Genomic DNA, 21,573 nt, shown 5'->3' with positions numbered 1-21,573 from the left:
CTAGGAGCCGCTCCTCGTGGCGCCCCGCTTCGGCCGCCGCACCGCCCGGATCGTGCCGGTGTTGCCGCCGCCGCAGAAGAACTGGTCGGCGCCGTCGGATTCGAGGCCCGACACATTCACCCCGGCCGGCAGCTCCAGGCTCTCCAGCACCTCGCCCGATTGCGGGTCGATCCGGCGCAGCTCGCTCTCATCGGCCTCCCAGGTGGCGTGCCACAGCTCGCCGTCGACCCAGCTGACGCCGGTGACAAAGCGGTTGGAGTCGATGGTGCGCAGCACGCGGCCGGTCTCGGGGTCGACCTGGTGGATCTTGCGCTCGCGGTGCTGCCCGACCCACAGCGTGCCCTCGCCCCAGGCGAGGCCGGAATCCCCGCCGCCGCCCGGCGCCGGGATGGTGGCCAGCACGCGGCCGGTCTCGGGGTCGATCTTCTGGATCCGGCTCTCGGCGATCTGGAACAGGTGCCGGCCGTCGAAAGCCGTGCCGGCATGCGCCGCCACGTCGAGCGAGCGCACCGTCTTGCCGCTCTTCGGATCGAGCGCGTTGAGCTTGTCGCCGGATGCGAACCAGACGTGCTCGCCGTCATAGGTGACGCCGGCCACCTCGTCGATGCCCGGGAACGGCCCGTATTCGCGGATGATGTCGGCCATGGGTCGCGCCTCCGTTCGGTTTCCTGGTCGTCTCATGGGTTCATTCTAGCCGTCGGGCAGCAGGGCCGGGAGTAACAAGGCGGTCGTGAAACCGGGCAAAGGCGGGGTCACCCAGCGGCGCGCCCGGCCCTGGCCGAAGAACTGCACCTTGCCGGCCTCCGCCAGCGCGTCGAGCGCCCGCTGCACGGTGCGCTGGCTGGCGCCCAGCGCCAGCGCCAGGGCCGAGCTGGACCAGGATTCGCCGTCGGCGAGGAAGGCCAGCACCGCCGCATGCCGCTCCTCGACCGGCCGGGCCAGCACCACCACCTCGCGGCCGTGGCGCGGCACCAGGGCGAAGCCCCGCGCCGTGGCGTGCACATCCGCCAGCGGCTTCAGCGCCGCGCGCAGCCGCCCGATCTCGACCCGCAGCCGCGCCCGATGCGACTCATCGGCGAATCTCGCGCCGAAGGCCCGCTGCAGCAGCACGCCCCGCGGCGCGTCGCCGGGCCAAGCCTCGGCCAAAGCGCGGGCCAGGGCGAACAGCACCGGGCGCCGGGCCAGCGGCACCATGGTGCCGGCCTCGCTGACGGCATGGCGGCAGGCATCCACCACCAGCGCCGGCGATTGCAGCAGCGCCTCGACCTCAGCCAGCAGCAGCGAGCGTTCTTCGCCGCGCGCGATCAGGCGGGCCGCCGGCGTGTCGAGGAGGCGGGAGGCGCTCTCGACCTCCGCCGCCAGTGCGGGGATCCGGGCGAGGCGGGCGGCGTGGCCGGCCCGGGCCAGCGCGGCGCGAGCCGGTGCGGTGCGCAGGCGCCGCATCGCGATCCCGGCGATCACCAGCTCATGTGCGGTGCGCCAGGCCGGCGGGAAGGGGGCGGGGTCGAGGTCGGACAGGGCCTGCTCGGCCTCGTCGAGCCGCCCGATCAGCAGCAGGCGGCGGATCGCCAGGGTGCGTGCATGGGCGGCGTTCAGCCGGTCGCCATGCGCCTCCAGCGTCGCCCGCGCCGCATCCAGCGCCTTGGGCGGCCAGCCCAGGTCGCGCGAGGCCAGCGCCACCTCGGCCTCGGCGACGACGCAGCGGGCGCGGGCCACCGCTTCTTTCGCCCCGAAGGCGCGCGCCGCCCGGCGCAGCAGAACCTTCGCCCGGGCGAGGTCGCCCAGCTGCGCCATGGCGATGCCGCGCAGCGCCAGCGCCGGCGCGTCGTCGCGCAGCGCGACCCGGTTCAGGGCGCCGAGCGGATCGCCCGCGGCGAGAGCGCGCCCCGCCGCCGTGATCAGCGAGTCCATCGGAATCCCGTCACACTTGTCACTCCCCGCTGGTCGCTCCCCGGCAGCAGTCTACCCCATGACCACCGGACACCAATGGAGAGCGGAACGATGGCTGACCTAACGAGGTCCCGCCCGCCCAGCGCGGCCGGCTGGCTGCATCTCGCCGCCACGCCCACCTTCGCCGTCATGGCGCTGGTCACCGGCGTGTCCGGCGGCGATGTCCTCTGCTCGGCCATGGGGGCATCGCCCCTGGCCGGAATGGTGCCGATGTACCTGCTGATGAGCGTCTTCCACGCGGCGCCCTGGCTGAGGCTGGTCGCCGGCCGCGATCCAGCGGCCCGCTGACCTCTGAACCCCCTGAAGGAGATCGATCATGAACGACATCGCGCCGCGGTCCGGCACGCAGGACATCGTGGTGGACACCGACTTCCGGCACCCGCCGGAGACGATCTGGCGGATGCTGACCACCAGCGAGCTGATCGGCCGCTGGATGATGGTGCCGACCGGGTTCGAGCCGGTGGAGGGCGAGCGCTTCACCTTCCAGACGACGCCGGCCGGCGCCTGGGACGGCGTCATCCATTGCCAGGTGCTGGAGGTGATCCCGAACGCGCGCCTGGTCCATAGCTGGACCGGCGGACACGAGGGCAACGCCGGATACGGCTCGCGGCTGGACACGGTGGTCACCTGGACGCTCGCCGCGACCGAGACCGGGACGCGCCTTCGCCTGGTGCATTCCGGCTTCGTCCCCGCGAGGAACGAGTCCGCCCTCGCCACCTTCGGCGAGGGCTGGAAGAAGGTCGTCGCGAATATCGGCGCCATCGCCGATGAGGGCGGACCGTCGCGGCAAGAGGACGAGGCAAGCGAGCCCTGGGCCGGCGGATGCGCCTGCGGCGCGGTCCGCTACGAGATCGCGGCCGAGCCGATCTTCATGAACGACTGCCAGTGCCGCGACTGCCAGCTCCGCAGCGGCACCGGCCACGGCTCGTACCTGACCTTCCTGAGCGCCGGGGTGAAGACGCTCACGGGCGAGGCCACGCGCTGGGACATCGTCGCCGACAACGGCAATGTAAAGAGCCACGCCTTCTGCCCCGCCTGCGGATCGCCGGTCTACCTGACCTCTGCGGCCAAGCCCGACTTCTTCACCATCCACGCCACCAGCCTCGACGATCCGGGCCGGTTCAGGCCGCAGGCGGTGATCTATCGCATCCGCGGCCATGCCTGGGACCGCATCGACGAGACCCTGCCGCAATTCGAGAAGATGCCGCCGATGTGACGGCAAAAAGGGCGCCCGGATCGCTCCGGGCGCCCTTTGTCATGACTGGCGGCGGGGTCAGGCGGGCTGGGCGATGGCGGCGTGGTCCATCCACATGATCTCCCAGACGTAGCCGTCGGGGTCCTCGACGCTGCGGTTGTACATGAAGCCGTGGTCCTGCACCGGGTTGGGATCGGCCCGGCCGCCGGCGGCCGCTGCCTTGGCCACGGTCGGATCCACCGCCTCGCGGCTGTCGACGCTGAGCGCGATCAGCGCCTGGCTCTCGCGCCGCGCATCGCCGATCGGCCGCTGGGTGAACTGGCGGTAGCGGTCATGGGTCAGCAACATCACGCCGATCGCGTCGGAGAGCATCACCGACGTCGCGTTGTCGTCCGAGAACTGGGCGTTCACCGTGCCGCCCAGCGCGACATAGAAGGCGCCGGAGACTGCGAGATTGCGCACGGGCAGGTTCACGAAAATCATCTTCGGCACGGTTTTCCTCCTTCACCGGATACTGCGGATCGCCTTATCATCTCGACGGAAAGTTAGTAGGCGAGTTGTATCTCGTCGTCAAGATACTCATCGTCGAGAGGGTTGAGATGGACCGAGCGGCCAAGGCCGTCGAGCAATGGGCCCGCGAGCGCCCGGATCTTCCCGGCCTGCCGATGGCGATCTTCGGCCGCCTGTCGGAAGCGGCCGAGCGGGTAATGCGTGATCACCTGAACCCGCTCTTCGCCGAGGCCGGCCTGCAGCCGGGCGAGTTCGACGTGCTGGCGACGCTGCGGCGCTCGGGTGAGCCCTGCATGCTGTCGCCGACCGCGCTCTCCGAGGCGCTGATGAAATCCTCCGGCGGCATGACCGCCCGGCTGGACCGGCTGGAGCAGGCCGGGCTGGTCGAGCGCCGGCCCGATCCGAACGACCGCCGCGGCAAGCTGATCGCACTGACCGCGACCGGCCGGCGCCTGATCGACGAGACCATCGGCCGCCATGTCGCCAATGAGGAAAAGCTGCTCTCGGTGCTGAGCCAGGCCGAGCAGGAGACCTTGAACGCGCTGCTGCGGAAGCTGATCGCCGGGCTTTAGGACCTGACGCAGCGAGGTCGTTCCGGCTCAGGCGCATTGTTCGCAAATTCCAACAGCCTGTGCGGATCGGGCGGCATTATCCAACAGAACCATCGCCGCCATATCGGGGATCGTCCCTCAAGGAGACCCGATATGCCGACCCTTTCCGCCGCAGGCGCGTTCCCCCTCGGCGACCGCACCGTGAACCGCATGGGCTACGGCGCCATGCAGCTGGCCGGCCCCGGCGTGTTCGGGCCGCCGAAGGACCGCGCCGCCGCCGTCGCCGTGCTGCGCGAGGCGGTGGAGTCCGGCGTCGACCATATCGACACCAGCGACTTCTATGGCCCGCACGTCACCAACCAGATCATCCGCGAGGCGCTGCATCCCTATCCGGACACCCTGACGATCGTCACCAAGGTCGGCGCGGTCCGAGGCGGCGACGGGTCCTGGATCCCGGCGCAGGAGCCGGCCGAGCTCGAGCGCGCGGTGCAGGACAACCTGCGCAACCTCGGCCTCGACGTGCTGGACGTCGTCAATGTCCGGATCATGGGCGACATCCACGCGCCCAGCGAAGGCTCGATCGAGGCGCAGGTCACGGCGCTGGCGGAGCTGCAGCGCCGCGGGCTGGTGCGCCATGTCGGCTTGAGCAACGCGACCTCGGCCCAGGTGGCGGAGGCGCGGCGCATCACCCCGATCGTCTGCGTCCAGAACCAGTACAACCTGGTGCAGCGCGACGACGACGCGCTGGTCGACGAGCTGGCGGGGCAGGGGATCGCCTATGTGCCGTTCTTCCCGCTCGGCGGCTTCTCGCCGATCCAGTCCTCGGCCCTGTCGCGGATCGCCGAGGGGCTGGGCGCGACGCCGCGCCAGGTGGCTCTGGCCTGGCTGCTGCGCCGCGCGCCGAACATCCTGCTGATCCCGGGCACCTCGTCGCCCGAGCATCTGCGCGAGAACCTGAAGGCGGCGGAGCTGGTGCTGCCGGATGCGACGATGGCCGAGCTCGACGCGATCGGCCGGTAGCGCTTATGGCCGGGGCGCCGCCGGCAGGCCCTCGCGCAGCACGCCGATCGCGGCGTCCACCACCGGGGGGCGGCGGTCGCGGGCGAACAGCCCGTACTGGGCAGCCAGCGGCCCCGGCACCCCGGCCTTCAGCACCTTCATCGATCCCGGACGGACGGAATCGGGCGGCAGCACCCCGACGCCCAGCCCGTTCTCGATTGCCGCCTGCAGCGCCGTGATGCTCTGGCTGGTGAAGGTGACGCGATGCTCCCGGCCGGCCGCCGCCAGCGCCTCGATCATGCGCCGGCGCCACAGGCAGGGCGCGGTGAAGGCGACGAGGTCGAGCGGCCGGTCGGGATCCGGGGCATGGTCGGGCGCGCACACCCATGGCAGCTCGACCGTCCAGGCGGCCAGGGCGTCGGCCTGCACCACCGAGGTCGGGCCGAGCATGATATCCAGCCCGTCCTCGCCCCACAGCTTGCCCAGCGCGACGCTGTGCTCGACCACCACGTCGAGGCGGATGTCGGGATAGGCGCGGTGCAGCCGCCCCAGCGCGGCCGGCAGCGCCGTGGTGGCCACCTCCTCGGCCAAGCCGATGCGGACGCCGCCTTTCATTTCCTTCTGCTGCAGCCGGGCCGCGGCCTCGTCGCCGAGGGCCAGCATGCGGGTGGCATAGCCGAGGAAGATCTCGCCCTCCGCGGTCGGCACCACGCCGCGGCCGGTGCGCTGGAACAGGTGCCGCTCCAGCAGCCCCTCCAGCCGGCGCATCTGCATGCTCAGCGCCGACTGGGTGCGGCCGGTCTGGGCCGCGACCTTGCTCAGGCTGCCCTGCCGGCACACCGCGACATAGGTGCGGAGAAGGTCGAGGCCGATCTGCTCGGATATCATCTTTGCTGAACTCAGATGTTGCCGATATCAGGCTACAGCGAAGTCCCACGGCGTGCCATCTCCCGGTCCTGAGCAGCGCAACGAGGGACCCATGAAAGCGATCCGAGTTCACCGCCACGGCGGCCCCGAGGTCCTGAGCTATGAGGAGGTCGCGATCGGCCGGCCGGGCCCAGGCGAGGTGCTGGTCCGCAACCGGGCGATCGGCCTCAACTTCGTCGACACCTATTTCCGCAGCGGCGCCTATGCCCCGCCGGGCCTGCCCTTCATCCCCGGCAATGAGGGCGCCGGCGAGGTCGTTGAGGTCGGAGAGGGCGTCGCCGGCTTTGCCCCCGGCGACCGCGTGGCCTATGTCGAGACCCTCGGCGCCTATGCCGAGCAGCGCATCGTGCCGGCGCATTTCCTGGTGCACCTGCCCGACACGATCGACTTCGAGACCGGCGCGGCGATGCTGCTGAAGGGGCTGACGGCGCAGTCCCTGCTGCGCCGCACGTTCAAGGTCGCGCCCGGCCACACCATTCTGATGCATGCGGCGGCGGGCGGCGTCGGGCTGATCCTGACGCAATGGGCGAAGCATCTCGGCGCCACCGTCATCGGCACGGTCGGTTCGCCCGAGAAGGCCGATCTCGCCCGCGCGAATGGCTGCGATCATGTCCTCGACTACCGGGATTTCGCCGCGCGGGTGCGGGAGATCACGGGCGGGCAGGGCTGCGACGTGGTCTATGACGGCGTCGGCCGCGCCACCTTCGAAGGCTCGCTCGACAGCCTGCGGCCCTTCGGCACCTTCGTCAGCTTCGGCTCGGCCTCCGGCCCGATCCCGCCCTTCGACATTACCCTGCTGATGCAGAAGGGCTCGCTCTTCGCCACCTGGCAGCTGCTGTTCGAGCATCTCCGGAAGCGCGAGGAGGTGCTGGCGATGAGCCGTGAGCTGTTCGACGTGGTCGCCGGCGGCGCGGTGACGGTCCCGGTCCACGCCCGCCTGCCCTTGGCCGAGGCCGCCGAGGCACACCGCCGGCTCGAGGCGCGCGAGACGACCGGAGCGACGGTGCTGCTGTCTTAGCGGTGGAATTGCCATGCCCCGTCCTCTCGGGCGAGGGGCATGACGCCTTGGCTTGCGTTCGTTCTCTATATGTTCCATACTAAGTCAACACTGACAACAAAGGAAGCGGAAGGCGAGCTCACTCTAGGAGGCTGGATATGCAGCACGTCTTCGATTTTCTGGGCCCTCCGACGAACCGGGATCGGCTGTTCTTCTGCGTGATGCCGGACGAGGCGGCCGGCGGCAGGGTCATGCGGCTCGGCGACCACATCTTCCTCCAGCATCGCCTGGACGGATCACGGCTGCGGCGGGACCGCCTGCACATGTCGTTGCACCATGTCGGCGACTATCCGCACCTGCCGAGCAAGGCGGTCTATGCGGCGCGCCTGGCCGCGAGGGCCGTGATGTTGGCGCCGTTCGACATCTGGCTCCGCGCCGTGCACAGCTTCGAGCCCGCGCCGCACAGGCAGAACCGGCGACCGCTGGTTCTGCTCGGCGACGGCGGCGAGGCCCTGATGATGCTGTTCCGCACCCTCGGCGCGGCCATGCTTCGGAATGGCTTGAAGGCGGCGGCCACGATCACACCGCACGTGACCCTGTCCTATGGCCCGCAACCGGTCCCGACGCAGTTGATCAAGCCGATCCGCTTTCAGGCGAGGGACTTCGTCCTGATCCGCAGCCGGCTCGGCCTCACCCAGTATGACGTGATCGACCGCTGGCCGCTGGGCACCTGATGCTCCAGCCGGATACCCGGGACCATGGACGGTCCCGGGCCGGCACCAGTCAGCCCGGGCGGGACTCCATCACCACCGAGCCGGTCTCCAGCAGCGACTTCAGGTTCGACAGGATCAGCGGCCAGCCGCCGGACACGGACTCGATGAGCTTCGAGCCCTCGCGGTCCATGCTGTGGGTCACGGTCAGCTTGACCGCCTCGCCGGCCGGTTCGATGTCCATGGTGCAGCGCGACCAGCCCTCTTCCTTCAACTCCGGCAGGAACTCGTTGCGCCAGCGCAGCGCCAGGCGCCGCGGCGGGTTGAACTCCAGGACCTCGCCGGTGTCGGCGACCCGGCCGTCCGGCAGGATCAGTTTCCAGGCGCCGCCGGCACGCCATTCGGCCTCGTGGCGGACGCCCAGCCAGTATCGCGGGGTAGCCTCCGGGTCGGTCAGCGCCTGCCACAGCGCGGCCGGCGTGGTGCGGATGAAGGTGACGTAGACGAAGGTGCTTCCAGCCATGACGTCGTTCCTTGCTGTTGTCTTGGTTGTTCGCGAGGCCGGGGTCAGGTGTCGTCGCTCTGCCGTTCGAGCCTCTGTTTAAGTTCCGACAGCGCTTCCAGCCGCGGCTGCTCGAATTTGCGGATCCAACGCTCCGCGATCTCGTGGATCGGCACGGGATTGATGAAATGCAGCTTCTCCCGGCCCTGCCGCTTCGAGGAGATCAGGTTGGCCTCCTCCAGGATCGCCAGGTGCTTGGTCACAGCCTGCCGCGTCATCTCCAGCCCGCGGCAGAGCTCTCCCAGCGTCTGGCCGCTCTCCGCATGCAGCCGGTCCAGCAGCTCCCGGCGGCTGGCATCCGCCAAAGCCCGGAACACGGCATCGTCGTCGCTCAGCATCATCGCAATATGCAACCTTTTGGTTGCTTGTCAAGATCAGGCGGGGTTCTATCGGCTGGGGCTGCGCTCCTGGGCCGGGCCGGGATATGCTCCGCGGATGCCGCTTCGCCTGCCGCCGCTCGCCGCCCTTCGCTTCTTCGAGGCGGCCGGGCGCCATCTCAGCTTCAAGCTCGCCGCCGCCGAGCTGAACGTGACGCCGAGCGCGGTCAGCCACGGCATCGTCGGGCTGGAGCGGACGCTGGGCGTCGCGCTGTTCGTGCGTGAGCCGCGCCGGCTGTCGCTGACGCCGGAGGGGGCGGATTACCTGCCCTATGTCTCCGAGGCGCTGTCGCTGATCGCCATCGGCACTCAGCGCCTGCCGCATCACCGCGAGCGGCGCACCATCACCGTCAGCTGCGCCCCGACCTTCGCCTCGCGCTGGCTGCTGCCGCGGCTGCACCGCTTCGGCGAGCGCTGGCCGACCATCGGCGTCACCGTCGACACCTCGCGCCGGCAGGTCGGCTTCCCGGTCGACGGCTTCGACTTCGCCATCCGCATGAGCCGCGCCGCCGGTGCCACCTGGACCCGGCTGTTCGGCGAAAGCCTGGTGCCGGTGTGCAGCCCGGCCTATCGCGAAACCATCCTCGGTGAGGATGGGGCCGTCGACCTGCGCCGGGCCGCGCTGATCCATGTCACCCCGGCCAGCGAGGACTGGCAGGCTTGGGCGGAGCGGACGGGCACCGAAGGCGTCGGCCTCGCCGGCGGCCTGCGGGTCGACACCATCCAGATGGCGTTCGAGGCGGCGGCCATGGGGCTCGGCATCACCCTCGGCCGGCGGCCGCTGGTCGACCAGGACCTCGCCTCCGGCGGCCTGGTCGAAGTGGGCCTGCCCACGATCGAGGCCGAGACCGCCTATTGGCTGGTCGCCTCCGAGGGGGCGGAGCGCCGGCCGGATCTGCTGGGCTTCCAGCGCTGGCTGCTGCATGAGGTCGAAGCGGCCGGGCAGGGCGCGGCCGGGAGCGGGCGCCGGACCGCCTGAGGCTGCCCTACACCGTCATTGCGAGCGCAGCGAAGCAATCCAGGGCAGCAAGAGCGGAGGCATGGATTGCTTCGTCGGCTTCGCCTCCTCGCAATGACGGTTGGGAGTTGCTTCTCGACATGGAAGACCAGACGAACGGGTGAAGATCCTTCACCCTTCGTCGAAATCTTCTCTTTTGCCGGCCTGTCCGTCGCTCACCATTGTCAGGTCGGGCGAGGAGGGCCCGGATGATGACGGCGATCGAAGGCAGGCGGCTGGCAACTCCCGGCATCCAGGCCGGGCTGGTGATCCTGGCTGGGGCCCTGATCATGAGCGCCGCCATGGGCTCGCGGCAGACCTTCGGGCTGTTCATCGGGCCGTTCTCCTTCGACCGCGGCATGCCGGTGACCCTGACCGCCTTCGCCATCGCCCTGCACAACCTGGTCTGGGGCTTCACCCAGCCCTTTGCCGGCGCCGCCGCCGACCGCTGGGGCTCGGCGCCGGTGGTCGCCTTCGGGGCCGTGGCCTTCGCCGCCGGCCTCGTCCTCACCGCCCTGGCCTCATCGGGCCTGATGCTGGTGCTCGGTCTCGGCATCCTGGTCGGCATCGGCATCAGCTGCACCACCTTCGGCGTGGTGCTGACCGCCCTGAGCCGCGCCGCGCCGCCGGAGAAGCGCAGCATGGCGATGGGCCTGGCGAGCGCCGGCGGGTCGCTCGGCCAGGTGCTGCTGGTGCCGCTGTCGCAATGGGTCACCGATCTCTCCGGCACCGCGGCGTCGCTGCTGGTGCTGGCCGCCTGCCTGCTGGCCGTGGCGCCGTTCGGGCTGGTCCTGGACCGGCAGGGCCAGAGCGCTCCGGCCCGGGCCGAGCCGGCGATGCCGCTGCGGGCGGCGGTGGCGCGGGCGCTCGGTCATCGCGGCTACCGCCTGCTGACTCTCGGCTTCTTCACCTGCGGCTTCCAGCTCGCCTTCATCGGCACGCATCTGCCGAACTACCTGCTGCTGTGCCACATGCCGGCCGGGCTCGGCGCCACCGCGCTGGCGCTGGTCGGGCTGTTCAACATGGCCGGCAGCTGGGGCTGTGGCTGGCTCGGCGGGCGGTTCCGGCAGCAGCAGGTGCTGGGCTGGCTGTACCTGATCCGCGGCGCCGCCATCGCCGCCTTCTTCCTGGCGCCGAAGAGCGAGGCGTCGGTGGTGCTGTTCGCCGCGGTGATGGGCCTGACCTGGCTCGGCACCGTGCCTCTGACCAGCGGCCTGGTGGCCAAGGTGTTCGGCACGCGCCATCTCGGCACGCTGTTCGGCGTCTGCTTCCTCAGCCACCAGATCGGCTCGTTCCTCGGCGCCTGGGCCGGCGGCTTCGTGTTCGACGTCACCGGCTCCTATTCCCTGGTCTGGATCGCCACCGCGATCGCCGGGCTGGTGGCGGCGGCGCTGCATTTCCCGATCGACGACAGGCCGGTGTTGGTCGCCGTTCCGGTGCGCCCTTGAATCTGCGCCCGAATCGCGATTGGGTTCCCACCCATGAGCGAATACCAGTACTACGAGTTCCAAGCGGTCGATCGGCCCCTCGACAGGGCGGCGCAACAGGCGCTGCGGGCGGTGTCGTCACGGGCGCGGATCACCGCGACGAGCTTCACCAATGAATACAATTGGGGCGATTTCCGGGGCGATCCGCGCCAGTTCATGGAGCGCTGGTTCGACCTCCACCTCTACTTGGCGAATTGGGGCACGCGACGGCTGATGCTGCGGGTGCCCGGCCGTCTGCTGAGCGTCTCCGACCTCGACCCCTTTCTCGGCGGGAGCGAGGACGTCAAGGTCTGGGCCTCCGGCGATAACCTGATCGTCGATATCGCCCGTGATGAGGTGGAGATCGAGGATCACTGGGAAGACGATAGCGACCGGCTGGCCGCAATCGCGCCGCTGCGGTCCGACGTGCTGGCGGGCGACCTGCGGCTGTTCTACCTGCTGTGGCTGGCGGCGGTGCAGGACGAGGTGGTCTCCGATGACGAAATCGAGCCGCTTCCGGGCATCGGCCCGCTGACCGATCCGCTCGAAGCGTTCGCCCGGTTTTTCGACATCGATCCGGATCTCCTGCAGGCGGCCGCCGAAACCGGCACGGCCGCTGCGGCGATGTCCCGGGACAGCCTGCGGGATGCCTTGGCGTCGATCCCCGCGGCCGAAAAGACCGAATTGCTGCTGCGGGTCGTCGACGGCGATGGCCACGTTGTCGCCGCCGAGCTCAAGCACAGGTTTCGCAAGCGCCCGGTGTCATCTGCACCGCGTCGCACGGCCGGTGCATTGCGGGTTCGGGCGCAGGAGATCGCGGCTGCCCGCGAACGCGCCGAGGCCGAGCGCCTGGAGAAGGAACGGCGCCGCCAGGCGGAAGAGGCGGCGAAGGCGCGCCGTGCCCGGATCGTCGTTCTCCGGCAGCGCGGCGCCGCCGTCTGGCGCGAGGTCGAAGTCGAAATCCAGCGTTGCAACGCCTCCGGCTATGACTGCGCCGTCAATCTGCTCCTCGACCTTCAGGCGCTGGCCGCGGAGGATGGAAGCCGGAGCGATTTCGATCGACGCCTCGCTGCCATCCGGGCTGCGCACGAGACCAAGCGGAAGTTCATCGAGCGGCTGGTCGTATTCGAAGGGGAGGAGAGGTTGGTTTGAGGCCTGCGGCGCCGTTCCGGGGCGCCGTCCCGTCTAGAACTCCTCGTCCATCAGCGGCCGCTTTTTCTTCTTCGGCCCGGTCCACACCACGCCGGGAAAGCCCTTCAGCGGCCGCAGCTTCTCACCCCTGTAGGTCCATTCCCGAGCCTGCTCGATGGCGATGTGGTACAGCGGTTCGCGGCCGGTGCGGGTCTCGAACAAAGCGCGCGGGATGTTCACCATCTGCGCCGCGTGCGGCCGCTCATACAGCACCGGCGTGCCGCAATGGCGGCAGAAGCTGCGAATCCGCCCGGTGTCCTCCTCGGTGAAGCGGGTGAGGGCGCTCTCGCCCTTGACGATGCGGACCCGGCTGCGCCAGCACCCGACATAGGTGGCATAGGCGGCGCCATGCGCCAGCCGGCTGTCCCTGGAATGGTCGTGCCAAGCCCAGCGCGCCGGAACCCCGATCTCGATCCGCACCCGGCCGCACAGGCACCGCCCTTCAGCCACCTCCGCCGGCGTCTTCCGAACCTTCCCGAACGTCTTGTTCATTCTGGCCTCGTCTGCTGCATCCGGAGAGAATACCGGGCCTCACCTGTCACGGAGTGTCAGCTATTCCGGGTCACCGGACCATCGCACCGGCGTATCCTGGCGGCGTCGGGCTGCGTAACGACGGCATCCACCCTCAAATCCGGATGGCGGCTTCATGGATTTCACCTCGGATCTCGACCGGCTCGGCCTGTTCGACACGCGCTACGCCGCCTTCCTGGCGACCGTGACGCATCTGCGCCCGCGGCTGCACCGGTACTGCGCGCGGATGACCGGCTCGGTGCTCGACGGCGAGGACGTGATGCAGGAGGCGCTGTTCGACGCCTTCCGCCGGCTGGACCGCTATGACGACAGCCGGCCGCTCGGCCCCTGGCTGTTCCGCATCGCGCACAACCGGTGCATCGACTTCCTGCGCCGGCGCGGGGTGCGGCAGGATGCGGAGGCGGCCGCCGCCGAGCCGGACATCGTGCTGCCCGTCGACCCGCCCGGCCTGGCGGTCGGACGCGCGGTCGAGCGGCTGGTGCTGCATCTCCCGCCCAAGGAGCGAGCCTGCGTGCTGCTGAAGGACGTGTTCGACCATTCGCTCGAAGAGATCGCGGAGTTGGTCGATTCCACCGTGGGCGGCGTGAAGGCGGCGCTCAGCCGCGGCCGGGCCAAGCTGGCGGCGCTGCCGGACACGCCCGCGGCACCGCCGGCCGCAGTCCCCGGGATGGCGAAGCTGCTGCGCCTCTATGTCGACCGGTTCAACCGGCAGGACTGGGACGGGGTTCGCGCCCTGACCAGCGCGGATGCGCGACTGCGCGTCGCCGACTGCTTCGCCGGACGTCTTGCAGACTCGCCCTATTTTATCGAGTACGAGCGCGGCGCCATCCCGTGGCGCATGGCACCGGGCGAGCTGGATGGCGTGCCGGTGGTGGTCGTGCTGCATCGGGATGCGGTGGGGGAGTGGGAGCCGGCCTCGGTGGTCCGCATCGGCGCGACGGATGGGCGGATCAATCGCATCGCCGATTACTTCAAATGCCCGTGGCTGCTGCCGGCCGCGGCGTCCGTATCCTGCCCGCCGCGGGAGCCGTAACGGAAGCGCAACCATCGCCGGCCGTGGTCGGCGACAGCAGGAGAGCGCCTCGATGCCCACCCGGATCGACTTCTATTTCGACTTCGTCAGCCCGTACTCCTATCTCGCCAGCACCGTCCTGCCACGCCTGGCGACGGAGCACTCCGCATCGATCCGCTATCGGCCGTTCGGCCTTGTCGATCTGATGCAGCGCGTCGGCAACCGCCCGACCACGCTGGAATGCCGCAACAAGTTCGCCTATGCCATCGCCGATCTGCGGCGCTGGGCCGGCAGCTATGGCGTGGCCTTTGCCCCGACACCTCATTTCGAGAGCATCGATTTCGCCCTGCTGGGCCGCGGCGCGCTGGTCGCGATCGACGAGGGCAGGGGCGCCGATTATGTCGGGGCGGTCTATGCCGCGGTGTGGGCCCACAGTGTCGATCTCGGCCGGCGGCCCGAGCTGGTCGCGGTGCTGGATCAAGCCGGCTTGAACGGCACCCGCCTGCTGGAAAGCGCGGGGTCCGAGGCGTACGGCGAAAAGCTGGCGGCGAACACCGCCGAGGCGGCCGAGCGCGGCGTCTTCGGCTCACCCACCATCTTCATCGGCGATGAGATGTTCTTCGGCAATGACCGCTTCGATTTCGTTGCCGAGGCGCTGAAGGCGGCCTGAGACGGCCGCGATAGGCTTTTGTTGCCTGACGCCGGGGGCTGCCCGTTGGGAGGATGACGGCAGCCCCCACCGCCCTTATCGTCGCTGCGGGATTCGAGAGAGCGAGCGGAAGCATGGCGAAGGCGGTCACGATCTACGGCATCAAGAATTGCGACACGATGAACAAGGCGCGGGCCTGGCTCGACCAGCGCGGCGTCGCCTATGCCTTCCACGACTACAAGGCGGCGGGGATCGACCGCGCCACGCTCGAGGGCTGGGCGCGGCAGGCCGGCTGGGAGGTGCTGCTGAACCGCGCCGGCACCACCTTCCGCAAGCTGCCGGACGCCGCCCGCGAGGGGCTGACCGAGGCCAAGGCGATCGGGCTGATGCTCGACCAGCCCTCGATGATCAAGCGGCCGGTGCTCGACATCGACGGCACGCTGCTGGTCGGCTTCAAGCCGGAGCAGTACCAGGCCGCGTTCGGCTAGGGCCCGGCGATCCGGCCTCCGGACGCGCTCACCCGGGCGGCCACAAGCTCGATGAAGGCCCGGACCAGGGGCGAGAGGTGCTGGCCGCTCGGGTAGACGGCGTGAAGGCTGCTGCCCGGCATTTCGTGCTCGGGCAGGACGTGGCGCAGCCGGCCATCTGAGACCGCGGCCCCGGCGATGCCGAACGGCAGCTGGGCGATGCCGTAGCCGGCGACCGCGCCGGCGAACACAGCCTGCATCTCGTTCGCGGCGAAGCGCCCCGACACCGCGACCGTCTCGCGGCCCTCCGGCCCCTCCAGCACCCAGGCGGCGCCCGCCGCCGACGGGCCGGCGATGACGCAATCATGGCGGGCGAGATCCGCCGGCATCGCCGGCACGCCGCGGCGTTCGAGATAGTCCGGGCTGGCGCACAGGATTCGGTGCGTCGAGCCGAGCCTGCGGGCGATCAGCGTGGAATCCGGCAGCACCCCGGTCCGGAAGGCGAGATCGATGCCGTTCTCGACCAGGTTCAGCCTGTCGTCGGTGAGGCGCAGCTCGACCCTGGTCTTCGGATGGGCGGCCAGGAAGTCGAACACCATGGCGGTGAGGAAGTGAGCGCCGAATCCAACCGGCGCCGAGATCCGGATCGTCCCCGACGGCTCCGCCCGCGCTTCCGCCAGCCGCAGATTCGCCTCTTCGATCAGCCGCAGCGCCTGGCTGCTCTGCTCGTAGTAGAGGCGTCCCGCATCGGTCAGGCTGAGGCTGCGCGTCGTCCGCTGCAGCAACCGCACTCCGACCGCGCGCTCGAGCGCGGCGATGCGGCGGCTCACCGTGGTCTTGGGCATGCCGAGCAGGCGCGCGGCGGCGGTGAAGCTGCCGGCCTCGACCACACGGGCGAACACCTGGACGTCGTTGAGATCGAGCATTGTATGTAGAAATGGGACAGCGTTTCCCGATTATCCTTCATTATGGACCGATAGGGGAGGCCCCAATTCTGCTCCGTTGGGAAACGAAGGAGCCAACCCATGAGCACCAAGCGACATGTCCTGGTCACCGGCGCGACCGGCCAGCAGGGAGGGGCGGTTGCCGCCGCCTTGCTGTCCCGGGGCCATCGCGTCACGGCGCTGACCCGCAAGCCGGACGGCGAGGGTGCCCGGCGGCTGGCCGCGGACGGCGCCGAGATCCTGGCGGGCGATCTCGGCGACGCGGCCTCGGTGCGGCAGGCCGCCGCAGGCGTCGACACGATGTTCCTGATGGGCAACAGCTATGAGGCCGGGCCGGAGGAGGAGACCCGTCAGGGGATCGTCGCCGCCGATGCGGCCAAGGCGGCCGGCATCGGGCATCTGATCTATTCGTCGGTCGGCGATGCGGACAAGAACACCGGCGTCCCGCATTTCGAGAGCAAAGCGCAGGTCGAGCGGCATATCGCCGGGCTCGGCATCCCGTACACCGTCAGCGCGCCGGTCGCTTTCATGGAGAATGCCGTCGCGCCCTGGGGGATCGGCGGGCTGCGCCAGGGGGTGCACGCCTTCGCTTTGCCACCCAGACGCGCCATCCAACTGGTGGCCGTGGCCGATATCGGCGCCTTCGCCGCCGTCCTGGCGGAGCGGCGCGAGCAGGTGTTCGGCCGGCGCATCGATATCGCCGGGGACGAGCTGACGGGCGAGGACGAGGCGAAGATCCTGTCGCAGGCCATCGGTCGCCCGATCGCCTATCAGGAGCTCCCGATCGCCGCGATGCGCGCGCAGAGCGAAGACATGGCGCTGATGTTCGAGTGGTTCGACCGGACCGGCTATTCCGCCGATATCGCCGGGTTGCGGCGGGATTTCCCCGAGGTCGGCTGGCACAGCTTCGCCGACTGGGCGCGCGGGTTCGACTGGAGCGTGCTCGACCGGGCGTCGTAGACGCTCATCGCCATCGCGAACCACGCAGCGGCGTGACGGCCTGAGCCGCGGGTGACAGCGCCGCGGTTCAGCCGGCCTTCCACTTGATCGAGCAGCCCATCGACGGCACCTGGTCGGCGGGGGCCTGGCCGGTCTCGGCGATCCGGATCATCGCCTCGACCAGCTCGCGCCGCGCATGCGGCGGGAGCGGGCCGGTGCGGCCTTCGTCCAGCCGGCCGCGATATTTCAGCTGCCGGTGCGAATCGTAGCCGAAGAAGTCCGGGGTGCAGACCGCGCCATAGGCCCGGGCCACCGACTGGTCCTCGTCATGCAGATAGGGGAACGGCAGGTCGTGCGCCTCGTCGAAGGCCTTCATCTGCTCGAAGCCATCCTCCGGATAGGCGGCGGCATCGTTCGAGCAGATCGCGGCGAAGCCGATGCCCTCGGCCAGCAGCGACATGGCGTCGTCCACCAAGCGGTCGATCACCGCCTTCACATAGGGGCAGTGGTTGCAGATGAAGACGATCACCGTGCCGCGCGGCCCGGCGACGTCGTCCAGCGAATAGGTCCGGCCGTCGGTGCCGGGCAGGCGGAAGCCGGGGGCCGGCAGGTCGAGGGCAAGGGGCGGGGGCGTGGTGGCCATGGCGCGTCCTTCGCTTCGAGGTCCGTGCCCTCAGTCTACCCGCAACCCGGCCTTCAGCGCCAAGCGCAGATCCAACTGGTCCCAGTGCCGGTCCTGGACGTTGCGGCCCTTGCCCTCACAGATCCAGGCCTCACGCAGGTTCGGGGTCGGCCGATGTCGCTGGTTCGGAGGGCAAGCCGGCGCGGCTCAAGCCGTCGAGATAGCGGCGCAGCAGGTCCGGCTCGAAATAATGCAGGGCGTCGGCCACGGCCGAGGCGGTGATCCCAGGTCTGGAAGCCATGAACTGCGCCAGCGCCGCCCGTGCCGGTTCGATCTGACCGGCATGGGCCAGGAAGGTGGCGAGGTCGCGAAACATCCAGGTCGCTGCCGGCTTCTGATGCAGTGCCTTTCGGGTCCAGCCGACCGCTTCGTCGGGGCGGCCCTCGGCGAAGGCGGCCAGGCCCAGGCCGATGAAGCAGTTGAAGCTGAACGGGTCGAGGGGGCTGAGCCGGATCGCCCGTTCGAAGCAGGGCCGGCCCGCGGCGGGATTGCCGCGATAGACGTGCAGGAAGCCGCGGCGCGTCCAGGCCCAGGCATGGTTCGGGTCCAGCGCCAGCGCCCGATCGACGAACTGCTCGGCCCGGCCGATGTCGCCGAACAGCAGCATGGTCGCCGTGGCCAGGGCGCTCAGCGCCGTCGCATCGTCCTGGGATCCCTCCGAAGCCTGCTTGATCAGGAGATCGCCGGCCGTCCGTTCGGCCGCATAATCCGCGGCCCAGTTGTAGGTGACCTGCTGCCCATGCGCCCAGGCGGCGAGGGCCGCGGCCCGACTGTATTCCGGATCGAGCCGTAGCGCTTCCCGCAGCAGCCGGATCGCCTCGGCATTCTCCGGCTTGCGATGGGCCCAGAGATGCGGCAGGGACCGCAGCATCAGATCGTAGGCCGCCAGGCTGTCGGGCCGCTTGCTCAGCGCCAGTGCGATCTCCGCCGCCCGGATCGAAGGGTGCAGCGCGCCGGCGACACCCTCGGCGATCCTGTCCTGCAGGTCGAACACCTCCTCGACCGTGCCGTCGAAGCGCCCGGACCACAGATGCAGCGCGCTGGCGGCATCGATCAGCTGGGCCGTGATCCGCACCCGGTTTCCCGATTTCCGCACGCTGCCTTCCAGCAGGTAGCGGACCTCGAGCGTCCGCGCGATTTCGCGGGGATCGGCAGGCCGTCCCGTGGCTCGATACGCCTCGGCCGAATGGCGGGCGATCACGGTGAAGTCGCGGATGCGGGAGAGCGTGGCCGTGATTTCTTCGACAGCACCGTTGGCCAGGACGGAAGCAGCGGGATCGTCCGACAGATTGTCGAACGGCAGCACGACGATCGACGGCAGATCATCTTCGTCATCCTCCGCCGCTGAGTCTGCCGTGGCCCGCTCGATTTCTGTCCCGGGAGGCGCCCAGATCCACACCTCCATCGGTTCTTCCATGTCTTTCAGCGTTTTCATGACCCGGACGAACGGCGCTGACAATGACTTGCCCAACTGCCAGCGCACGGAATGGGTGATGGCGATCCCGCCCGGCGGTGCCGCCTGCTGCAGGCGGACGACGAAGGCGACGGCCGCGCCGAAGCGATCCTCACCTTCGATGAAGACGTCGGCGAGTGCGATGCCGGCGCGCACCAGGATCGGCCGCTTGGGTCGCCGCGCGTTGCGGACCGCCATCGCCTCCTGGAACTCGACCGTCCAGCACACGGCGTCCTCGATGTTCGAGAACTCGATCAGAACGCCGTCGCCCATGGACTTGAATACATGACCATGCCGGGCCCGCAGTGTCGCGCCCAGAAATTCACGGCGGATTGACGCCAGCGCCGCCAGCGTGGCGCGCTCATCCTCCTGCACCAGCCGTGTGAAGCCGGCGACGTCGAGAGAGACGATGACGGTCAGCCGGCGCTGGGGAGTCATGGGCGGGGGTCTCCAGCAGCTGTATCAGCTTGATATGTGCCTACCGATCTCGCAACGCCGGAGAGTCGGTCCGGCGCTGCAGTGCATTCATCCAATAGTCGTAGTCGTGACCGGCGCCGATCACATATGCCAGCCGTGCTGCGGATCGGCCGTCGCCGGGTCGTAATGCTGGTCGATAAGGTCGATCAGCGCGCGGACGGTGAAGACCGACGCCAGCTCGTCGCGCGGCAGGTCGACGCCGAGCGTCTGCTCGATGTCCCAGGCCAGCCGCGTGACATCGGCGGGGGCGAGGCCGAGATCCTCCAGCAGCCGGTCGTCCGGCGTGACGGCGCGGCCCGCCGGCGCCGCCGTGCCCAGCACCCGCAGCACCTCGGCCTCAGCCCGGTCGCGCCCGCTCATGAGGCCGGCTCCAGCGACCCGAGCAGGGTCGGCAGCAGTTCGGACACCGTGGGGTGGATCGGCATCGAGCGCTGCAGCACGTCGTAGGGCGCCTTGGCGTACATCAGGTCCAAGAGCCCGTGCACCACCTCGTCGCCGCCGGTGCCGAGGATGGCGGCGCCCAGGATGTCCCGCGTCTCGGCGTCGACCACGACCTTCATGAAGCCTTCGGTCTCGCCCTTCTCGACGGCGCGGCCGACCCGGGTCATCGGCCGCTTGGCGACCAGGATGCGGCGGCCGGAGCGGCGCGCCTCCGCCTCGGTCATGCCGGCGCGGCCCAGCGGCGGGTCGGTGTAGAGGGCATAGGCCGTGATCCGGTCGCTGAGGCGGCGGGTGTCGCCGTCCAGCAGGTTGGCGGCGACGATCTCGAAGTCGTTATAGGCGGTGTGGGTGAAGGCGCCTCGGCCGTTGCAGTCGCCCAGCGCCCAGATGCCCGGCACGCTGGTCTGCAGCGTGTCGTCGACGGTAATGTAGCCGCGCTCGTCGGTGGCCACGCCGGCGGCCTCCAGCCCCAGATCGTGGGTGTTCGGCCGCCGCCCGACCGCCAGCAGCAGATGCGAGCCGGCGACCACCGGCGCGCCGGCGGTGCAGTCGACCGTCACGGCCACGCCGTCGCCGTGCCGCGCCAGGCTGATGCATTTCGCGTTGGCGCGGATCGCGACGCCCTCCTTCTCCAGGAAGCCGGCGACGGCGGCGGAGACGTCCTCGTCCTCGCGGCCGATCAGCCGCGGTCCCATCTCGATCACCGTCACCTGGGAGCCGAAGCGGCGGAACATCTGGCCGAATTCGAGCCCGATATAGGACCCGCCGACGATCACCAGATGCTCCGGCAGCGTGTCCAGGTCCATCATCGTGCTGTTGGTCAGGAACGGCACGTCCTTGATCCCGGGCATCGTCGGCACCGTGGCCCGGCCGCCGACATTGAGGAAGATCCGCTCGGCGGTCAGGGTCTCGTCGCCGACCTGGACGCTGCGTGGCCCGGTCAGCCGGGCATGGCCCTGGATCACGGTGCTGTTCGCCATGCCGCGGACCCAGCCCTCGACCCCGACCCGCGACTGGCCGGAGACGGCGTCCTTGCGTGCCTTGACCTGCCTCATGTCGACCCGCGGCGGGCCGGGCAGCACCACCCCGAATTCGGCGGCGCGCTGCGCCATCCGGGCGGCATAGGCGCTGGCGACCATGGTCTTGGTCGGGATGCAGCCGGTGTTGACGCAGGTGCCGCCGAAGCGCGCGCGCTCGATCACCGCGACGCGCTGGCCGGCGCGGCTCAGCCGGTCCGCCAGCGCCGGTCCGGCCTGGCCCGTGCCGATGATGATGGCGTCATAGCTGGTCATCGCCGCCTCCCTGTTGCCGGGGAGAAGGATAGCGCATCCGGCGGCCGGTGACCGGTCTCGCTTCGTCGGGTCCCGATTGAATTTTTACGACGATCCGTGGCGTTTCGCTATGATGTGCGGGTCCACGAGCGAAGGAGGCATTGCCATGGCCAAGGGTCAAGTGCGCAAGCCCAAGGAAGCCAAGAAGCCGAAGAAGAGCGCCCCGGAAAAAGCGAAGCCCGGTGCGCCCTCTTCGGTTGGCCTGACATCCAAGA

General features: G+C 69.8%; 25 protein-coding genes. 13 read left to right on the top strand and 12 right to left on the bottom strand.

Annotated elements, in window-relative coordinates:
- Entirely contained in the window at positions 1-645 is a 645-nt protein-coding gene (locus QFZ27_RS27510; RefSeq protein ID WP_429229653.1) for a Vgb family protein, read from the bottom strand.
- 45 nt (positions 646-690) lie between these two features.
- Positions 691-1,911, bottom strand: coding sequence for a hypothetical protein (locus QFZ27_RS27505; RefSeq protein ID WP_429229652.1), 1,221 nt, complete (start codon positions 1,909-1,911; stop codon positions 691-693).
- 90 nt (positions 1,912-2,001) lie between these two features.
- Between QFZ27_RS27505 and QFZ27_RS27500 the strand changes: the two genes are divergently transcribed.
- On the top strand, positions 2,002-2,238 hold the full coding sequence (locus QFZ27_RS27500; RefSeq protein WP_429229651.1) for a hypothetical protein: 237 nt from the start codon (positions 2,002-2,004) through the stop codon (positions 2,236-2,238).
- A 28-nt stretch (positions 2,239-2,266) separates the two neighbouring features.
- The gene (locus QFZ27_RS27495; protein ID WP_429229650.1) at positions 2,267-3,166 is read left to right on the top strand and encodes a GFA family protein; all 900 of its coding nucleotides are present in this window, start codon (positions 2,267-2,269) and stop codon (positions 3,164-3,166) included.
- Between the two features lie 57 nt (positions 3,167-3,223).
- On the opposite strand, the gene QFZ27_RS27490 is transcribed toward QFZ27_RS27495, so the two are convergent.
- Positions 3,224-3,628, bottom strand: a complete 405-nt coding sequence (locus tag QFZ27_RS27490; RefSeq protein ID WP_429232498.1) for a VOC family protein — start codon at positions 3,626-3,628, stop codon at positions 3,224-3,226.
- 116 nt (positions 3,629-3,744) lie between these two features.
- Here QFZ27_RS27490 and QFZ27_RS27485 point away from each other — a divergent pair, with 116 nt between their 5' ends.
- Together QFZ27_RS27485 and QFZ27_RS27480 are read left to right on the top strand one after the other, a co-directional pair.
- Complete coding sequence (locus QFZ27_RS27485; protein ID WP_429229649.1) at positions 3,745-4,227, top strand: MarR family winged helix-turn-helix transcriptional regulator; 483 nt, start codon at positions 3,745-3,747, stop codon at positions 4,225-4,227.
- Positions 4,228-4,359: 132 nt separating this feature from the next.
- Complete coding sequence (locus tag QFZ27_RS27480; protein ID WP_429229648.1) at positions 4,360-5,226, top strand: aldo/keto reductase family oxidoreductase; 867 nt, start codon at positions 4,360-4,362, stop codon at positions 5,224-5,226.
- A gap of 3 nt (positions 5,227-5,229) precedes the next feature.
- Here QFZ27_RS27480 and QFZ27_RS27475 read toward each other — a convergent pair whose 3' ends face one another.
- The gene (locus tag QFZ27_RS27475) at positions 5,230-6,093 is read right to left on the bottom strand and encodes a LysR substrate-binding domain-containing protein (RefSeq protein WP_429229647.1); all 864 of its coding nucleotides are present in this window, start codon (positions 6,091-6,093) and stop codon (positions 5,230-5,232) included.
- 91 nt (positions 6,094-6,184) lie between these two features.
- Between QFZ27_RS27475 and QFZ27_RS27470 the strand changes: the two genes are divergently transcribed.
- Positions 6,185-7,150: a quinone oxidoreductase family protein gene (locus tag QFZ27_RS27470; RefSeq protein WP_429229646.1), complete on the top strand. Its 966-nt coding sequence runs from the start codon at positions 6,185-6,187 to the stop codon at positions 7,148-7,150.
- Positions 7,151-7,287: 137 nt separating this feature from the next.
- Entirely contained in the window at positions 7,288-7,863 is a 576-nt protein-coding gene (locus QFZ27_RS27465; RefSeq protein WP_429229645.1) for a 2'-5' RNA ligase family protein, read from the top strand.
- Between the two features lie 49 nt (positions 7,864-7,912).
- Here the strand turns inward: QFZ27_RS27465 and QFZ27_RS27460 are convergent, their stop codons facing one another.
- Both QFZ27_RS27460 and QFZ27_RS27455 read right to left on the bottom strand, forming a co-directional pair.
- Positions 7,913-8,362, bottom strand: a complete 450-nt coding sequence (locus QFZ27_RS27460) for an SRPBCC family protein (protein ID WP_429229644.1) — start codon at positions 8,360-8,362, stop codon at positions 7,913-7,915.
- A 44-nt stretch (positions 8,363-8,406) separates the two neighbouring features.
- Positions 8,407-8,742: an ArsR/SmtB family transcription factor gene (locus QFZ27_RS27455; protein WP_429229643.1), complete on the bottom strand. Its 336-nt coding sequence runs from the start codon at positions 8,740-8,742 to the stop codon at positions 8,407-8,409.
- A gap of 94 nt (positions 8,743-8,836) precedes the next feature.
- On the opposite strand from QFZ27_RS27455, the gene QFZ27_RS27450 reads away from it, so the two are divergent.
- From QFZ27_RS27450 to QFZ27_RS27440, 3 genes are all read left to right on the top strand, one after another.
- Entirely contained in the window at positions 8,837-9,757 is a 921-nt protein-coding gene (locus tag QFZ27_RS27450) for a LysR substrate-binding domain-containing protein (protein WP_429229642.1), read from the top strand.
- A 227-nt stretch (positions 9,758-9,984) separates the two neighbouring features.
- Entirely contained in the window at positions 9,985-11,223 is a 1,239-nt protein-coding gene (locus tag QFZ27_RS27445) for an MFS transporter (RefSeq protein ID WP_429229641.1), read from the top strand.
- Between the two features lie 33 nt (positions 11,224-11,256).
- On the top strand, positions 11,257-12,393 hold the full coding sequence (locus tag QFZ27_RS27440; RefSeq protein ID WP_429229640.1) for a hypothetical protein: 1,137 nt from the start codon (positions 11,257-11,259) through the stop codon (positions 12,391-12,393).
- A gap of 33 nt (positions 12,394-12,426) precedes the next feature.
- Here the strand turns inward: QFZ27_RS27440 and QFZ27_RS27435 are convergent, their stop codons facing one another.
- On the bottom strand, positions 12,427-12,924 hold the full coding sequence (locus tag QFZ27_RS27435; protein WP_429229639.1) for a GFA family protein: 498 nt from the start codon (positions 12,922-12,924) through the stop codon (positions 12,427-12,429).
- Positions 12,925-13,078: 154 nt separating this feature from the next.
- Between QFZ27_RS27435 and QFZ27_RS27430 the strand changes: the two genes are divergently transcribed.
- From QFZ27_RS27430 to QFZ27_RS27420, 3 genes are all read left to right on the top strand, one after another.
- Positions 13,079-13,996, top strand: coding sequence for an RNA polymerase sigma factor (locus QFZ27_RS27430; RefSeq protein WP_429229638.1), 918 nt, complete (start codon positions 13,079-13,081; stop codon positions 13,994-13,996).
- Between the two features lie 52 nt (positions 13,997-14,048).
- Entirely contained in the window at positions 14,049-14,645 is a 597-nt protein-coding gene (locus tag QFZ27_RS27425; protein ID WP_429229637.1) for a 2-hydroxychromene-2-carboxylate isomerase, read from the top strand.
- Positions 14,646-14,758: 113 nt separating this feature from the next.
- Complete coding sequence (locus QFZ27_RS27420; protein ID WP_429229636.1) at positions 14,759-15,112, top strand: ArsC family reductase; 354 nt, start codon at positions 14,759-14,761, stop codon at positions 15,110-15,112.
- Here the strand turns inward: QFZ27_RS27420 and QFZ27_RS27415 are convergent.
- On the bottom strand, positions 15,109-16,017 hold the full coding sequence (locus tag QFZ27_RS27415) for a LysR family transcriptional regulator (RefSeq protein ID WP_429229635.1): 909 nt from the start codon (positions 16,015-16,017) through the stop codon (positions 15,109-15,111). The genes QFZ27_RS27420 and QFZ27_RS27415 overlap by 4 nt on opposite strands.
- 99 nt (positions 16,018-16,116) lie before the next feature.
- On the opposite strand from QFZ27_RS27415, the gene QFZ27_RS27410 reads away from it, so the two are divergent.
- A complete protein-coding gene (locus tag QFZ27_RS27410; RefSeq protein WP_429229634.1) occupies positions 16,117-16,995 on the top strand; it encodes an NmrA/HSCARG family protein in 879 nt (292 codons plus the stop codon).
- Between the two features lie 67 nt (positions 16,996-17,062).
- On the opposite strand, the gene QFZ27_RS27405 is transcribed toward QFZ27_RS27410, so the two are convergent.
- The 4 genes from QFZ27_RS27405 to QFZ27_RS27390 form a co-directional block, all read right to left on the bottom strand.
- Entirely contained in the window at positions 17,063-17,617 is a 555-nt protein-coding gene (locus QFZ27_RS27405; protein WP_429229633.1) for a thioredoxin family protein, read from the bottom strand.
- 130 nt (positions 17,618-17,747) lie between these two features.
- Positions 17,748-19,547, bottom strand: coding sequence for an adenylate/guanylate cyclase domain-containing protein (locus tag QFZ27_RS27400; RefSeq protein WP_429229632.1), 1,800 nt, complete (start codon positions 19,545-19,547; stop codon positions 17,748-17,750).
- A 120-nt stretch (positions 19,548-19,667) separates the two neighbouring features.
- On the bottom strand, positions 19,668-19,946 hold the full coding sequence (locus QFZ27_RS27395; protein WP_429229631.1) for an acyl carrier protein: 279 nt from the start codon (positions 19,944-19,946) through the stop codon (positions 19,668-19,670).
- Positions 19,943-21,319, bottom strand: coding sequence for an FAD-containing oxidoreductase (locus QFZ27_RS27390; protein ID WP_429229630.1), 1,377 nt, complete (start codon positions 21,317-21,319; stop codon positions 19,943-19,945). The genes QFZ27_RS27395 and QFZ27_RS27390 overlap by 4 nt, the downstream gene beginning before the upstream one ends.
- Positions 21,320-21,573 lie beyond the last annotated feature (254 nt).

The organism is Inquilinus ginsengisoli (assembly GCF_050434925.1).
Classification (GTDB): domain Bacteria; phylum Pseudomonadota; class Alphaproteobacteria; order DSM-16000; family Inquilinaceae; genus Inquilinus; species Inquilinus ginsengisoli_B.
The sequence above is the reverse complement of the archived record's forward strand: the minus strand, read 5'-3'. Positions and strand labels throughout refer to the sequence as shown.